This window comes from Pseudomonas sp. JAI120 (genome assembly GCF_014207255.1).
Lineage (GTDB): Bacteria > Pseudomonadota > Gammaproteobacteria > Pseudomonadales > Pseudomonadaceae > Aquipseudomonas.
In genome coordinates, this window is sequence record NZ_JACHCZ010000001.1 from 2,467,694 (window position 1) to 2,484,755 (window position 17,062).

The 17,062-nt window shown below is 61.6% G+C and carries 9 protein-coding genes; 3 read left to right on the forward strand and 6 right to left on the reverse strand.

Annotated features, from left to right (window positions below; all coding sequences use genetic code 11):
- Positions 1-2: 2 nt before the first annotated feature.
- Positions 3-3,899, reverse strand: a complete 3,897-nt coding sequence (purL, locus tag HDC32_RS11630) for a phosphoribosylformylglycinamidine synthase (RefSeq protein ID WP_184744012.1) — start codon at positions 3,897-3,899, stop codon at positions 3-5.
- Between the two features lie 286 nt (positions 3,900-4,185).
- On the opposite strand from purL, the gene mltF reads away from it, so the two are divergent.
- Positions 4,186-5,646, forward strand: coding sequence for a membrane-bound lytic murein transglycosylase MltF (gene mltF / locus HDC32_RS11635; RefSeq protein WP_184744015.1), 1,461 nt, complete (start codon positions 4,186-4,188; stop codon positions 5,644-5,646).
- 49 nt (positions 5,647-5,695) lie between these two features.
- Here mltF and HDC32_RS11640 read toward each other — a convergent pair whose 3' ends face one another.
- The 5 genes from HDC32_RS11640 to treP form a co-directional block, all read right to left on the reverse strand.
- The gene (locus HDC32_RS11640; protein WP_131697967.1) at positions 5,696-5,974 is read right to left on the reverse strand and encodes a PTS transporter subunit EIIB; all 279 of its coding nucleotides are present in this window, start codon (positions 5,972-5,974) and stop codon (positions 5,696-5,698) included.
- Positions 5,975-5,976: 2 nt separating this feature from the next.
- Positions 5,977-8,502, reverse strand: a complete 2,526-nt coding sequence (ptsP, locus tag HDC32_RS11645) for a phosphoenolpyruvate--protein phosphotransferase (protein ID WP_184744017.1) — start codon at positions 8,500-8,502, stop codon at positions 5,977-5,979.
- Positions 8,503-8,563: 61 nt separating this feature from the next.
- Positions 8,564-9,784: a carbohydrate porin gene (locus HDC32_RS11650; protein WP_145338396.1), complete on the reverse strand. Its 1,221-nt coding sequence runs from the start codon at positions 9,782-9,784 to the stop codon at positions 8,564-8,566.
- 54 nt (positions 9,785-9,838) lie between these two features.
- Positions 9,839-11,485 (reverse strand): alpha,alpha-phosphotrehalase, encoded by a 1,647-nt coding sequence (gene treC / locus HDC32_RS11655; RefSeq protein WP_184744021.1) that lies wholly within the window; start codon positions 11,483-11,485, stop codon positions 9,839-9,841.
- Positions 11,486-11,541: 56 nt separating this feature from the next.
- Positions 11,542-12,984 (reverse strand): PTS system trehalose-specific EIIBC component, encoded by a 1,443-nt coding sequence (treP, locus tag HDC32_RS11660; protein WP_131697971.1) that lies wholly within the window; start codon positions 12,982-12,984, stop codon positions 11,542-11,544.
- A 238-nt stretch (positions 12,985-13,222) separates the two neighbouring features.
- Here treP and treR point away from each other — a divergent pair, with 238 nt between their 5' ends.
- Complete coding sequence (gene treR / locus HDC32_RS11665) at positions 13,223-13,927, forward strand: trehalose operon repressor (protein ID WP_184744024.1); 705 nt, start codon at positions 13,223-13,225, stop codon at positions 13,925-13,927.
- Positions 13,928-13,992: 65 nt separating this feature from the next.
- Positions 13,993-17,052 (forward strand): membrane-targeted effector domain-containing toxin, encoded by a 3,060-nt coding sequence (locus tag HDC32_RS11670; RefSeq protein ID WP_184744027.1) that lies wholly within the window; start codon positions 13,993-13,995, stop codon positions 17,050-17,052.
- The last annotated feature ends 10 nt before the right edge of the window (positions 17,053-17,062 follow it).

A 17,062-nucleotide genomic window follows, 5' to 3' on the forward strand; every position in this document is an offset into this window, starting at 1 on the left:
CCTTAGTTCACCCATACGCGGGCGTTGCGGAACATGCGCATCCACGCACCGTCTTCGTTCCACTCTTCCGGGCGCCACGAGTTCTGCACGGCGCGGAATACACGCTCCGGGTGCGGCATCATGATGGTGACGCGACCGTCGCGGCTGGTAAGGCCGGTGATCCCGCGCGGCGAGCCGTTCGGGTTGGCCGGGTAGCTTTCGGTGACCTTGCCGTGGTTGTCGACGAAACGCATGGCCACGCAACCGGACAGGTCGGCTTCGAGCAAGGCTTCTTCGCTTTCGAACTCGGCATGACCTTCACCGTGGGCGATGGCGATTGGCATGCGCGAACCGGCCATGCCTTGCAGGAAGATCGAGTTGGATTCCTGCACCTGCACCATGGCGACACGGGCTTCGAACTGCTCGGAACGGTTACGCACGAAGTGCGGCCAGAACTCGCTGCCCGGGATCAGTTCGTGGAGGTTGGACATCATCTGGCAACCGTTGCACACACCCAGGGTGAAGCTGTCGTTGCGTTCGAAGAAGCCCTGGAACGCATCGCGGGCACGGCTGTTGAACAGGGCCGATTTGGCCCAGCCTTCGCCGGCACCGAGCACGTCGCCGTAGGAGAAACCACCGCAGGCCACCAGGCCTTTGAACGCGTCGAGGTCAACGCGACCGGCGAGGATGTCGCTCATGTGCACGTCGATCGCATTGAAGCCGGCGCGGTCGAACGCGGCCGCCATTTCCACCTGGCCGTTGACGCCCTGCTCACGCAGTACGGCAACTTGCGGGCGGATGCCTTTCTTGATGTACGGCGCGGCGATGTCCTGGTTGACGTCGAAGCTGAGCTTGGTGCTCAGGCCCGGGTTGTCTTCTTCAAGGATCACGTCGAATTCCTGCTCGGCGCAGTCGGCGTTGTCACGCAGGCGTTGGATCTGGTAGCTGGTCTCGGACCACTGGCGTTGCAGCAAGCGGCGCTGGCCGGCAAACACGGTGTCGCCGTTGAAGGAGATGTTGATTTCACCGTTGTTGATCGGCTGGCCGATCACCGCGACGCAGTCGTCCAGGCCAGCGGCGCTGAACTGTGCGAGGACGTCCGGAGTAGCGTCCTGGCGAACCTGGATCACGGCGCCCAACTCTTCGTTGAAGAGGATGCCGTTGATTTCAGAGGCGTCCTCGGCAACGCTGTCGAGCACGATGTTCAGGCCGCAGTGACCGGCAAACGCCATCTCGACCACGCTGGTCAGCAGACCACCGTCGGAACGGTCGTGGTAAGCCAGCAGGTGGCCGTCGGCGTTGAGGCCCTGGATCACGGCGAAGAAGGCTTTCAGGTCTTCGGCGTCATCCACGTCCGGCGCGTGCTTGCCGAGCTTGCCGTGGGTTTGCGCGAGGATCGAGGCGCCCATGCGGTTCTGGCCACGGCCCAGGTCGATCAGGATCAGGTCGGTGGTGCCCTTGTCCATGCGCAGTTGCGGGGTCAGGGTCTGGCGGATGTCGGTGACCGGCGCAAAGCCGGTGACGATCAGCGACAGCGGCGAGGTGACGCTCTTGTCCACGCCTTCATCGTTCCAACGGGTGGCCATGGACATGGAGTCCTTGCCCACCGGAATGGTGATGCCCAGCTCCGGGCACAGCTCCATGCCGACCGCTTTTACCGTGTCGTACAGACGCGCATCTTCACCTGGGTGACCGGCGGCGGACATCCAGTTGGCCGACAGCTTGATGTCGGACAATTTACCGATACGCGACGCGGCGATGTTGGTGAGGGTTTCACCAATGGCCATGCGGCCCGACGCAGGGGCGTCCAGCAGGGCCAGCGGCGTACGCTCGCCCATGGCCATGGCTTCACCGGTGTAGACGTCGAAGCTGGTGGCGGTGACGGCAACGTCAGCCACCGGTACCTGCCATGGGCCGACCATTTGGTCACGGGCCACCAGGCCGGTGATGGTGCGGTCGCCGATGGTGATCAGGAAGCTTTTGCTCGCCACGGCCGGGTGGTGCAGCACACGCTCGATGCTGTCGGCCAGTTCCAGGGCGCTTGGGTCGAAATCATCGCCCAATTCGGCTTCACGTACCGCCGAACGGTGCATGCGCGGGGCCTTGCCCAGCAGCACTTCGAGGGGCATGTCCACCGGGCTGTTGCCGAAGTGGCTGTCGGTGACCGTCAGTTGCGGCTCGGCAGTGGCTTCGCCGACCACGGCAAACGGGCAACGCTCGCGTTCGCAGATGGCCTGGAAGCGCGCGAAGTCTTCAGGGCCGACCGCCAGTACGTAACGTTCCTGGGATTCGTTGCTCCAGATTTCGTGCGGGGCCATGCCCGGCTCGTCGTTTGGAATGTTGCGCAGTTCGAAGCGGCCACCGCGGTCGCCATCGTTGACCAGCTCCGGGAAGGCGTTGGACAAACCGCCGGCGCCGACGTCGTGGATGAAGCTGATCGGGTTCTTGTCACCCAACTGCCAGCAACGGTCGATGACTTCCTGGCAGCGGCGTTCCATCTCAGGGTTTTCGCGCTGTACGGAGGCGAAGTCGAGGTCTGCCGAGCTGGTGCCGGTGGCCATGGAGGAAGCCGCGCCGCCGCCCAGGCCGATCAACATCGCCGGGCCGCCGAGGACGATCAGCTTGGAGCCGACCAGAATCTCGCCTTTCTTGACGTGTTCTTCACGGATGTTGCCCATGCCGCCAGCCAACATGATTGGCTTGTGGTAGCCGCGCACTTCATCGCCACGCGGGGTGGTGATGGACTGTTCGAAAGTACGGAAATAACCAGTCAGCGCCGGACGGCCGAACTCGTTGTTGAACGCGGCGCCGCCCAGCGGGCCTTCGATCATGATGTCCAGCGCAGTCACGATGCGCTCAGGCTTGCCGTACGGCACTTCCCATGGCTGTTCGAAGCCCGGGATCTGCAGGTTGGACACGGTGAAACCGGTCAGGCCGGCCTTTGGCTTGGCACCACGGCCGGTGGCACCTTCGTCGCGGATCTCGCCGCCGGAACCGGTGGCGGCGCCCGGGAACGGGGCAATCGCGGTCGGGTGGTTGTGGGTCTCGACCTTCATCAGGATGTGCACCGGTTCCTGCACCGCGCCGTATTGGCGGGTTTCAGGGTCCGGGAAGAAACGGCCGGCAACCGAGCCGACGATTACCGAAGCGTTGTCCTTATAAGCCGACAGAACGCCTTCGCTATGCATCACGTAGGTGTTCTTGATCATGCCGAACAGGCTTTTTTCCTGGCTCTCGCCGTCGATGTCCCAACTGGCGTTGAAGATCTTATGACGGCAGTGCTCGGAGTTGGCCTGGGCGAACATCATCAGTTCGATGTCGTGCGGGTTGCGCTTAAGACCGTTGAAGGCGTTGACCAGGTAGTCGATCTCGTCTTCGGCCAGGGCCAGGCCCAGTTCGGTGTTGGCCTTCTCGAGGGCGGCGCGGCCACCGCCAAGCACGTCAATCGCGGTCAGCGGCTTGGGCTCGGCGTGGCTGAACAGGCCGGCAGCCTGTTCCAGCTGGCTGACGATGATCTGGGTCATGCGGTCGTGCAGGCTGCTGGCGATCAGCTCGGCATCGGCATCGCTGAACTGGCCGGCAACGTAGAAGGCGATACCGCGCTCCAGACGCTGGATTTTTTCCAGGCCGCAGTTGCGGGCGATATCGCTGGCCTTGCTCGACCAGGGCGAGATGGTGCCGAACCGTGGCAGAACCAGGAACAAGCGGCCAGTCGGCTCTTGAACGGGAACGCTGGGGCCGTACTTCAGAAGGCGTGCGAGCACTTGCTGTTCGTCGGCGGTCAAGACGCCGGTAACGTCGGCGAAGTGAGCAAATTCAGCATACAGGCCTGTAACCGCTGGAACCTTCTGGCTCAGTTGCTCAAGGAGTTTGCTGTGGCGAAAGGCAGAAAGGGCAGGAGCGCCGCGCAGGATCAACATCTTCGGGACAGCCTCGGGAAGGGGTGTGCTTTGAGGCCGTGCATTCTAGCGTAAACCTGCGCCAACGGCACCCGAAACGGCACCGCTGGCCGCTGCCGAACGTCAGTTGGCACGGTTTGCACGCTATCGGGGCGTTATCCAGGGCATTCCGCGCAGTTATTTTAACCGTCACAATCGGCCCCCAGGCCACGTTTCTGCGGGCTGCAGCACAGTTTTTCCGGCGCTAGCAGACAAGTCCGCCGCTGTCGAGATATGGCGCCGTGGGCCGTTTGCGTATACTGCGCAGATGTTCTCCCCAACTGCTTTGCGCCCGCGATGCGCCAGATGGCTCATCGTCACCGGACTCTTCCTGATGCTCAGCGCCTGTGTTGATAAACCCAGCACGCTCGAGCGAATCAAGGAGGATGGCGTATTGCGGGTGATTACCCGAAACAGCCCGGCGACTTATTTCCAGGACCGCAACGGTGAAACCGGTTTCGAATACGAACTGGTCAAGCGTTTTGCCGATGACCTGGGCGTAAAGCTGGAGATCGAGACCGCCGACAACCTCGATGACCTGTTCAGCCAACTGGGCAAACCCAACGGCCCGGTGCTCGCCGCCGCCGGCCTGGTCAGCAGTGAGCAGCGCCAGCAACAGGTGCGGTTCTCCCACCCTTATCTTGAAGTCACCCCGCAGATCATCTACCGCAACGGCCAGTCACGGCCGACGAACGCGGCAGACCTGGTGGGCAAGAAGATCATGGTGCTCAAGGGCAGCACCCACGCCGAACAACTGGCGGCGCTTAAAAAGCAGAACCCGGCCATCGAATACGAAGAATCCGACGCCGTTGAGGTGGTCGACCTGCTGCGCATGGTGGACGAGGGGCAAATCGACCTGACCCTGGTGGACTCCAACGAAGTGGCGATGAACCAGGTGTACTTCCCCAACGTACGGGTGGCGTTCGACCTCGGCAATGCCAGCAACCAGAGCTGGGCCGTGGCGGCCGGCGACGACAACAGCCTGCTCAACGAGATCAACAGCTACCTGGACAAGGTGGAAAAGAACGGCACCCTGCAACGCCTTAAAGACCGCTATTACGGGCATGTCGATGTCCTCGGCTATGTCGGCGCCTACACCTTCGCCCAGCATTTGCAGCAGCGACTGCCCAAATACGAGAAGCACTTTCGCGCCTACGCCAAGGAAGAAAAAGTCGACTGGCGCCTGCTCGCGGCGATCGGCTATCAGGAATCGCTGTGGCAACCGACGGTCACGTCAAAGACCGGCGTGCGCGGCCTGATGATGCTGACCCAGAACACCGCCCAGGCCATGGGCGTGTCCAATCGCCTGGATGCCAGGCAAAGCATCATGGGCGGCGCCAAGTACCTGGCCAAGATCAAGGACGAGCTGGACGACAAGATCGCCGAGCCCGACCGCACCTGGTTCGCCCTCGCCGCTTATAACGTCGGCACCGGCCATCTGGACGACGCGCGCATTCTGGCGAAGAAGGAAGGCCTGAACCCGAACAAGTGGCTGGACGTGAAGAAGATGCTGCCGCGCCTGTCGCAGAAGCAGTGGTACAGCAAGACCCGCTACGGCTACGCGCGAGGCGGCGAGCCGGTGCACTTTGTGGCGAACATCCGGCGTTATTACGACATCCTGACCTGGGTGACCCAGCCGCAGCTGGAAGGCAACCAGGTGGTGGAGGGCAACCTGCATGTGCCGGGTGTGGACAAGACCAAGCCGCCGGAAGACACCCCGCAGCTGTAAAACTGATCCTCCCAACACCGCCCCTCCCACATTTTGATCTCTACTTGGATTAGAGGCCGGTGATCAGGTGGACCACTCCTCCCGCCAACACCATCACACCCGGCACACCCGCCGCTTTCAACGCCGCCTCATCCAGCCGGCCCGCATCCTGCAATTGCACCCTCACCCGCGTCAGCGCCACACGCTGTTGCGACTTGAGGTTATCCGCACCTCCCAACGCACTCAGCACCTCGGCCGACAACAGCCCCTGCGTCGGAGTCACCACCGTCTCGGCAATCAAATCCGGGGTCAGGGCTTTCCAGAACGCCCGCTGCAATTTCTCGAACATGCTCAGTGCTCCACGACAGGTGAGGTTTCAACGGTGGCCGCGTGATACAGGCGCAAGGCCTCGCGCACCTGGGCGGCTTCTTCCAGGCCCAGTACCTGACGGGCGATGGTCTGGCAGTCGACCAGGTCCAGCTCGCGCACGGTGGCCTTGATGGTGGGAATCAGCGGCACACTGACCGACAGCTCATCCACACCCAGCCCGATCAACACCGGCACCGCCAGCGCTTCGGAGGCCAGTGCACCGCATACGCCCACCCACTTGCCATGGGCGTGGGCGGCCGTGACGGTGGTGGCGATCAGGCGCAGCACCGCCGGGTGAAAGCTGTCGGCCTGGCTGGCCAGGCGCGGGTGATCGCGGTCCATGGCCAGGGTGTACTGGGTCAGGTCGTTGGTGCCGATGGAGAAGAAATCCACATGGGGCGCAAACACATCCGCCATCAAGGCTGCCGACGGCACCTCGATCATGATGCCCAGTTTGGGCAACTCGCTGATCCCGAGGGCCTGGGCTTCTTCTTCCAGAATCTTGCGCGCCAGATGCAGCTCCGACAGCAGGCTGACCATCGGCAACATGATATGCAGGCGTGCCAGCCCGGCACTCGCAAGGATCGCGCGCAACTGTTCACGCAACAGCTCCGGGCGCTCCAGGCACAGGCGTATGCCGCGCAGGCCCAGGAACGGGTTGGTTTCACTGTCCATCGGCACATACGCCAGCGGTTTATCGCCGCCGACATCCAGGGTGCGCACCACCAGATTGCGCTCGGTGCCCAGGGCACGGGCGATGGCGCTGTAGGTTGCGGCCTGCTCATCCACGCTTGGCGCGCGATTGCGATCCAAGTACAGGAACTCCGATCGCAGCAGGCCGACGCCTTCGCCTCCCAGGGCCAGGGATTGTTCCACCTCCTGCAATGAAGCGACGTTGGCGGTCACCTCGACGTGATGGCCGTCACGGGTAATCGCAGGCACGGAGGCCTGCGCCACGTCACGCTGGCGTCGCAGCATTTGCTGTTGGCGCGCAGCCTCCAATTGTTCGATCTCGGCCAGGTTGGGGTCCAGGTGCAACTCGCCCTTGTCGGCGTCGAGCAGGACCTGTTTGCCGTTGGCCAGCGCCAGTACTTGAGGCCCGACCCCACACATGGCAGGCAGGCCCAGGGCACGCGCCAGGATCGCGACATGGCTGGTCGCCCCGCCGCCGACGGTGACAAACCCCAGCACCTTTTGGGTATCGAGGCTGGCGGTTTGCGAAGGCGTCAGTTGTTCGGCGACCAGGATCGCGCGGTCGGGCAGGTCCCAGGCGCGGTCTTGAATACCGAGGATCAGTTTCAGCACGCGCTGACCGACATCCGCCAGGTCCGCCGCACGTTCGGCCAACAGGGCATTGCCCAGGCCCTGGAACAGTTGGGCCGTGGCGACCGTGGCGCTGTTCCAGGCAAACGCGGCGCTCTTGCCTTCGGCCAGCAAGCCGTGGGCCTGTTCCAGCAGCGTCGGGTCTTCGAGCAATTCCTGATGGGCACGGAAAATCTCCGCCTGGGCACTGCCTGCCGCCTGGGTGTGCAGGGCTTGCAGCGCTTCGTTTGCAGCCAACAGGCCACGCGCCAACGCAGCGCGTTCGAAGGTTTCTCCCGCCCCCTGTTCAGTCACCTTCAGCTCGGGCTCAGCGACCTGAACCACTTGGCCAAACGCCGACCCCGGCGATGCGCAAACGCCTCGCAGCAGCGTCGTCGACGATACCGGCACGCGCGCTTCGAGCTGTGCAGCCGGCGCCGCAATGGCCTCGCCGCAGCCTTCAGCCAACAGCGCAACCAGCGCATTGATTGCTGCCTCGGCATCCTCCCCGGCTGCGCTGACTTGCAAGGTATCGCCCTGTACGGTTTGCAGCGCCATGATCGCCACCAGCGACTTGGCGTTGGCACTCTGGGTTTGCTTGTGCAGGTAAATGCTCGCGTTAAAACCTTTCGCCGCCTGGGCAAATACCGCTGCCGGGCGCGCGTGCAAGCCATTGGCGTTGGGCAAGGTCAACGGCTTGGAGAAGCGTGCATCGCCCTCCTCCTCATCGGCCTCCTCTACCCGGTTGCCGGGCGATACCTGCAACACCGGTTGGCCCCGTTCCACCAGGCCGCTTGCCAACGGCGTGAACGGCTCGCCGCTGACCACCAGCATCAAGGTCAGCAAACTGCGCGCGTTGAGCGCCACGTAGTCGGCATCGAATTCAATCAGTGCTTGCCCGGCCTCCACCCGCTGGCCTTCCTCGACCAGGCGGGTGAAGCCCTTGCCCGCCAGGCTCACGGTGTCCAGGCCGATATGCATCAGCACCTGCACGCCGTTGTCGTCGGTGACGCTGACCGCATGCCCACTGTCCTGGATATTACTGATCACTCCGGCCAGCGGCGCACACAGGGTCTGCGAAGTGGGATCGATGCACAGGCCGTCGCCAATCATGCGGCTGGCGAACACCGGGTCAGGCACCTGGTCCAGTGCCAGCAGCACGCCGGATAAAGGCGCGAGCAATTCCAGGGGTTGAGTTGCGGTCATGACGTCACCTGCTGTTTTGTTCTGTAAAAATCCTTGGGTGGATGCCTATCCCACGGATGACTTATTTCCACCAGTATTCAACCTGCACGCCAACGTTCGACCCATGCCGCGCGGTGCCATAGGCGCCGGTGTCGGACAACGCCGAGCCCGCCGCCAGTTCATTCGCTGCACGCTTGGCCGCTTCGTTCCAGGTCGCATAGGTGTAGTACAACCGCACTTCCGGCCGCGCCCAGAAATCCGGCCCCTTGGGCGACCAGGTCGGGGCGAAGGTAAATTTGCTCAGTTTGCGCGTGCCGCCTGTGGCATCGACCTGATCGTGCCCGAGTTCGGTGACCAGTTTGAATTGTTCGCTGATCGCATACGCAGGGCGAACACCGATGGACATCCAGGTCTGGTCCTGGCTGCCGGGGCGAATATCCTTCTGGTACACCGCTTCGATCTGCCCACCAAAGCGCGGGGTCACTTGCCAGTCGAAGAACTCCACGGCGCGATAACTTTTGCTGCTGTTATCTAGGAAGGTATTGCCGGTGTAGCCCAGGCCGGTGCCGGGACCTTCGCCGTACTGCAGGGCGAATTTGTTCTTGCCGCCCAGAAAGGGTTTTTGCACATGCTGCGCGGTGAGCGCCCAACCGCTGTTGGTGTCGCGCCCGCCGGCCTTTTCGATATAGCTCAAGCCCAGCTCCAGCTCGCCGCCGGGGTTGGTCTTGAAGCCCGCCACGTTGAAGTCGTGACGGGTGGCGTATTCCTTCTGGTACAGGTTGTCCTTGCGCGAGAGCGCGTAGCTGTATTTCAGGTCGCCGATCAGCACGTCCTCAATACCGCCACCGGTGGCGCTCTGGTTCCAGTAGTAGAAGTCGGAAATATGGATGTCATTGCGTTTGTAGTAGCGCCGACCGGCCCACAGCGAACCGCCATTGAGGGCCGGCAGGTTCGACCACTGCGCATACATCTGCGGCATGCGCGCCGAACCGTTGTCTTCGCCCTGGAATTTAAGGGCGCGGTCGTATTTGTTGTAGAGGGATGCCATGGCGTCGACGCTGAGCACTGAGCCATCGTCGAGGGTCAGCAGGTCCTGACGCAGTTCCAGTTCGGCGTACTGCTCGCATTCGTTGCCCAATCGGTATTTGGTTTGCGCCCCCGGCAGTTGGAAACATTGCTGCTTGCCACTGCCCGTTGAAGTCCCCGCACCGCTGCGCAAGTAACCTGCAAATTCCAGGGCCTGCGCACCGAATGGCAGGCTCAGGCAGGAGGCAACGAGGCCCAGCTTTATTGTTGTTTTCATGAAGCACTCCGATATTTTTATTATGTTTTTTTTGAAGCACCCTGCGCCCGGGGTTTAGTCCTTCAGATACAGCACGAACGATTCGTAGGGACGCAAGACGACCGTGGCCGTGCGTTGCGGGCAGTCGGGGTAATTGCTGATCAGCAGGCGTTGCTCGGTCGCCGCGCCGATCACGTCGTCAGGCAGTTGGATCTCACAGGGCTGGCGGTAGAAATTATTCAGCACCAGCAAGCGCTCGCCGTGGCCTTCACGCAGGTACGCCCAGACCTGCAGATGGTCTTGCAGCAGTTGGCGGTAAACACCCGCTTGAATCAGCGGTTCATGACGACGCAAGGCGATCAGCGCACGGTAGTGATGCAGCACGGAGTCGGGATCATCGAGTTGGTGTTCAACGTTGATCTGCGCGGCATTCGCCGGGATGCCGATCCACGGCTCACCGGTGCTGAAGCCCGCATTGGGTTGCGCGCTCCACTGCATCGGCGTGCGGCCGTTGTCGCGCGACTTCTGCATGATCGCCGCCATGCTCGCCGCTCCGGATTCACCGGCATCGCGCTTGAGGCGGAAGATGTTCAGGGTCTCCACATCGCGGTACTGATCGATGCTGGCGAAGCCCGGATTGGTCATGCCCAGCTCTTCGCCCTGATACACAAACGGCGTGCCCTGGAGGAAGTGCAATGCGGTGGCGAGCATCTTGGCCGAGACCACGCGGTACTCACCGTCGTCACCAAACCGCGAGACCACCCGGGGCTGATCGTGGTTACACCAGAACAGCGCATTCCAGCCGCCACCGGCTTGCATACCCAGTTGCCAGTCGGAAAAAATCTGCTTGAGTTGCAGGAAGTCGAAGTCGGCCTTCACCCACTTTTGCAGGTTCGGGTAATCAACTTTCAGGTGATGAAAGTTGAAGGTCATCGACAGCTCTTTCGACTCCGGTCGCGAGTAGCGAATGCAATGCTCCAGGCTGGTGGACGACATCTCGCCGACGTTGATCAGGTCATGGCCTTCAAAGACTTCGCGGTGCATCTCCTGCAGGTATTCATGCACGTTCGGGCCGTCGGTGTAGAAGCGGCGGCCGTCACTGTTGTCTTCGGGGAAATCGGCGGGCTTGGAGATCAGGTTGATCACATCCAGACGGAAACCGCCCACGCCCTTGTCACGCCAGAAGCGCATCAACTTGAACACTTCGGCACGCACCTGGGGGTTGTCCCAATTGAGGTCAGCCTGGGTGTGGTCGAACAAGTGCAGGAAGTACTGGCCGGTTTGCGCCTCGTATTCCCAGGCCGAACCGCCGAACTTGGATTCCCAGTTGTTGGGCTGGTCGCGCCAGATGTAGAAGTCGCGGTAGGGGTTGTCGAGGCTGCTGCGCGCCTGCTGGAACCACTCATGCTCGATGGACGTGTGGTTGACCACAATGTCGAGCATCAGCTTGATGCCGCGCTTGGCCGCTTCGCTGATCAACAGGTCGCAGTCGGCCATGGTTCCGTAGCTGGGGTCGATGGCGTAGTAGTCGCTGATGTCGTAGCCGTTGTCCCGTTGCGGCGAGCGCAGGAACGGTGTGATCCACAGGCAATCCACGCCCAGCCACTTGAGGTAGTCGAGTTTGTCCACGATACCCAGCAGGTCACCGGTGGCGTTACCCGCGTGGCTGTGGAAGCTTTTGGGGTAGATCTGGTAGATCACCGAGTGTTGCCAGTCTTGCATGGTGGGTTCCTTCAATTAATGGTGCAGCGGTTCAACTTGCCCCCGATAGCGGTAGATCAGGCAACGCGATAACCGGGCCGAACAATCTTCATGCTCAACGCACAGGTCAGTACGAACGGCACGACAATCGCGATGACCATCCCGATCACAAACATCGAGATGGATTGCGGCACGATCGAGATAAACCCAGGCAAGCCCCCCACCCCAATGGCCGAGGCCTGCACCTTGTTCAGCGACAGGAAAATGCTGCCCAGCGCCGAGCCCACCAGGGCCGCGTAAAACGGAAACTTGAAGCGCAGGTTCACTCCGAACATCGCCGGTTCAGTGATGCCGAAGTAAGCGGAAATCGCCGAGGTCGAGGCCATGCTTTTATCCCGCGCATTGCGGGTGGTGTAGAACACCGCGAGCGCGGCGCTGCCCTGGGCCAGGTTGGACATGACGATCATCGGCCAGATAAACGTGCCGCCCTGGGTGGAGATCAGTTGCAGGTCGACGGCGAGGAACATGTGGTGCATGCCGGTGATCACCAGCGGTGCGTACAGCAGGCCGAAAATCGCTCCGCCAACCATCGGCGCCAGGTCAAACAGGGTGACCACGCCTTCGGTGATCAGGATGCCGAGGTGACGGGTCACCGGGCCGATGATCGCCAACGCCAGCACGCCGGTGACGACGATGGTAGTGATCGGCACGACCAGCAGTTGAATGGCATTGGGCACGCGAGCGCGCAGCCATTTCTCGATGACGCTCATCACATACGCCGCCATCAGGATCGGCAGGATCTGCCCCTGGTAGCCGACTTTCTCGATCTTGAACCAACCGAAAATATCGAAGTACGGCAGGCTCTGGCCGTCGAGCCCGGCGACCGCCTTGCCGTAGTTCCAGGCATTGAGCAGATCGGGATGCACCAGCATCAGGCCGAGCACAATGCCGAGGATTTCACTGCCGCCAAAACGCTTGGCCGCCGACCAGCCCACCAACGCCGGCAGGAACACAAATGAGGTGTTGGCCATCAGGTTGATCAGGCTCCACAGACCATCCAGGTTCGGATACGCCTCCAGCAGCGTCTGGCCCTCGATGAACATGCCCTTGGCGCCCATCAGGTTGTTGATGCCCATCAGCAGGCCAGCAATGATCAGCGCGGGCAGGATCGGCATGAACACATCGGAGAACACCCGCACCAGGCGCTGCATGGCATTGGTCTTGTCGGCGCCCTTCTTCTTCACATCGGCGATGGTGGCGGCGGCGAGGCCGGTCTGTTCGCGCAGGGCGGCGTAGACCTTTTCCACTTCGCCGGGGCCGATCACCACCTGGAACAAACCGCCGGTGAAGAATGAGCCCTTGACCAGATCGACCTGGTTCAACGCGCTGTTGTTGACCAGGCTCGGATCCTTGAGCGCCAGGCGCAGGCGGGTCACGCAATGGGCAGCTTGCTCAAGGTTGTCGCTGCCCCCGAGGTGCTCGAGGATCTCGCGGGCAATGTTCGAATAGTCGTGGCTCATGCTTGGTTTCCACTTTGATTTTTTTTATTGGGGGCAGTCATTGGCAGCACGCCGAAGCCAAAAGTACTCGTACAGACGAGTTAAAGCAACAACTCGTCTGTACGAGTTTGGATTTGTTTATTCCGTACAGGACATCCCGTCGCTGCAAGCCGCACAAATCCAAGGGTCTAATGGACAAAGCCCCTCTCTGCCTCTAAGGTTCCTGCCTTGAACGCCAACGCGGCATAGAGCCCTATCCATGAGCAAATACAACCAGATCTATACCGATCTGCTTGCCAGCATCACCACCGAACGCCTGCAACGCGGCACGCGCCTGCCCTCCGAAACCGAATTGATGGACAGCTACCAGGCCAGCCGAGGCACCGTGCGTCGGGCCATCGAGCAGTTGCAGGAACGTGGGTTTGCGCAAAAGATCCACGGCAAGGGCACCTTCGTGCTCTCGCCCAACCCGATTGAGTTCCAACTCGGCGGCATCGTCAGCTTCCACGAAACCCACGCCGACCTGGGCGATGACGTACGCACCGAAGTGGTCGAATTCACTCAACTCCCACTGGAAGGCCCGCTGTTGCAACACATCGAGGCCGAACCCGGCAGCCTCATCACACGCATCAAACGGGTACGGCGCATCGGCGGCAAACGGGTGATCCTCGACATCAACCACTTCGTCGCCGACCTGATCCCCGGCCTGGACCAGGCGATTGCCGAACTGTCGATATACGCCTTCATCGAACAGACCCTGCAACTGCAAATCAGCTACGCCCAGCGCACCATCGAAGCCCTGCCCCGCAGCAAGGATGACCAGACCCACCTCGACCTCGATGGCCAAAGCCATGTGATCGTGGTGAGCAACCAGACGTTTCTGCAGGATGGGCGGCAGTTCGAGTACACCGAGTCACGGCATACGTTGGATAAGTTTTACTTCTCCGATATCGCCAGGCGCTAACTATCTACCCACCGCCCCTCTAAACGGCTTGGCATGCTCGGCTCTTCCCCCTTAAGGAGAGCAGCATGCCGCTGACCGACACATCCCCCGCAGCCCAGCAAAAACTTCGCGCCCTGGCCCCGGTGGTGCTGGATGCCTGCCCGAATATGCAGACGATGGCCATTGAGGCCGCCCGTGAAATTCTCGCCAGGCACGGCCTGGAGGGCCTGGATCCCGATCAGGTGTACTGGCACCGCTTCAACGGTGGTGTCGGTGACCCGGCAACCTTTACGGGCTGGAGCCACAATGAAAAACCCCAGGAGTCGATGACGCTGACGCAGTTGGTCATTCACCGCTTCGAGGTGCACGACCAGGACAATGCCGACCTGCTCGACGGTGATGGTGGTTTTTATCGCGAGGGTGCCGAGGCGCGGTTGTTCGATCAGCATAACCAAGTGCAGTTGTCCGCCAGCGCGGTGCTCAAGGACTTCTGGGCGATCAATTTCAGCGACCGCTACACCACACACATGGAGACATTCTGGAGCGTTCACTTCGACGACTTCCGCACCCTGGCCAAGGTCAACTGCCTGGCCCAGGCCCTGCAAGCGCGACAGGCCGGGCATCTCACCGAGTCGCAGTTGCACACAGTGCTTCAGGCCCTAGCCAGCAATCTGTCCTGGCCCCCAACCCTGTCCAACCTGCAAGCCGAGGTCACTTCAGCCAGCGGGCTGCGCGTGGCGGCGCTGGATATCGGCGGACATATCGCCACGGATATCCTGCGCATCGTCGACGGCGATGGACGGCAAATCCTTTATGTACCGGGCGAGTCTCAGGCCTTCCACTGCTTCGAGACCCCGGCCGACCTGCATTTCTGGCTGCTGAACCAGACCAGCCACCCGGATAACCGCGCCCGCTTCATGGCTCACTTCCCGCTGTCAGCCCAGATCCAGCAGGACGATACCGACGCCGTAACCTGGAAGCAGATGCTGCTCACCCCCGTGCTGATCTATCGCACCGCCCAGGCCCTGGCGGGTACCCTGCCGCCGGACTGGGTGGACAAGGGCCTGGGCCACCAGCTCGACCAGCTGTTTATCGACTGGGGCACCTGGGATCACCACCTGATCAATCAAACCGACCAAACCATCGAACACGACGCCTTTAGGTGGCTGGCACAATCAAGCCAGGCACGCATGCACAACGATGCAGACTTCTCCCTGCGCAGCAATGGCGACCTGCGCAAGAAACTCTGGATCGGCTACCTGAACGCCTTTGGCAAAACCTTCGGTCCGATGGCGGTGGCGGGCTGGCCGGTGGCCTTGGTGGTGGTAGGCGCCAGCGTGGCCAATCTGGGCCTGAATATCGACCAGGCGATCAACGGCAAAACCCTGGCCGAACGCCGTGCCGGGGAGCTGGGTGCGATTCTGAGTGCCATCGACACACTGTTTAACCTCGCACTGTTGAAAGCCGACGGGGTCGTGCCCGATATCGCCGAAGCGGCCGACACCGTCGCGGTGGAACCCATTGGGTCAATGCCGGCCACAGAGCCCACCAGCGCAGCGCCGATGCCTGCGCCGGCGGTACCCGCCGCCTACCAGACCAACCTGATACTGGAAGGAGAACACCTGGATACCGCCCCCGGAAAGTTCCAGCAGGTCTATAGCCTGCGGACTTCCGACGGCATGCCACAGCAAGCCATCCTGATGAATGATCAAGCCTATTACGTGCGCTACGAAGCCAACCCCAACGGCCGTGGTTATTGGACGATTGTCGACCCGAACAACCCCCATGGCTTTTCCGGCGCGCTGCCGGTGCGCCTGAACGAGTTCAACGAATGGGAGCGTGTGACCGACAGCAACGGCTTGAAAGGCGGCGGGGGAAACTCCAGCAAAAGCGCCCGCAGGCCGGCACCCTCGCGAGTCCCACCACCGCCGCAAGCGATGGCCACGCCATCTCACGCACTGCGCAGGGTGACCACCCCCTTCGATACCCCGCCATCAACCCGCCCGGAAGTGAAACGCTGGGCAATGGGCCTCACTGAAACCCATGTTCACAGCCGCTTCGGCCGCATTGACCGCTTCACCTACTACTTCGGCGAAACGCACCGCAAACTGCTGCAATCGGCGCAAGACTTCTACAAGGAACTGTCCTGGACCAGCCTGCCACCTCGTCCGGACATTCCCGCCTTTGAACCGACAACGGCCTTCGAAGACGTCCTCGAACGCCTGCCCGAAGACCTACCGGGCTACGTCATCGGCGAAACCCTGGACCGCATCACCAGCACCCGCCTGGTGATCCACAACATGCCGCTCTTTACGCGCAAGGGCGTGAAAACCCTGTATATGCGTCGCCTGCTCAACGACTTCGCACAGGATGATCTGAACCACTATTTCCAGACCGGCGAAATGTCCGACGACCTGGAAAGCTACCTTGGCAAGCTGGGCACCGATCCATCCGGGCAATTCAACGAACTGGAACTGGTCGAGACCTCCAGGGCCAACGGCATACGCGTGCAGGCTATCGACTGCGCAGCCCATTACAAATACCCCAACCCCATCGCCGATCTTACCGAGCAAGTGACGAGCAATTACCTCGCGCACACCCTTATCCAAGCCGATAGAACCTTGAACAGCGGCGGTAAATGGCTGGTCCTGACCAACGCGAGAAACATCAACACCTTCAATGGCTTCGCGGGTGTCAGTGAACTGGAAGGTGGCATCGGGCTGCGTATCGAAGAGGTGCTTCCCGGGCAAGGTAACGACGTGCGCCTTGACCCCGGCATCGACATTGATCGCGACAATGCCCCCTCCCCTGAAAGCGTCGGGGATAGCTTCGACACCTTGCATGCCGACCTGCGAGTACAAGTGGAAGCGCCGCCGGTGCTCAGGACGCTGGAGCAACAGCAGCGACTGCTGTTTCGCAAAGGCATGTACTTGATCGACGAGAACCAGGGCAACTACACCTTGCGGCATCACAGCAGAGACAAGGGCATCGTTGCGACCCCCATCCATCGGCTGGCCGATGGCAGCTTTTACATCGACCGACCGGCCTGGGCAGGCGTGCATGACATAGGGTTCCCCACGCTGGAAAAGCTGTCCAGCGCCCTTACCAATATGGGCATGAGTCTGCAAAGCCGGCTTCCAGCTTGATAAGTCTGGC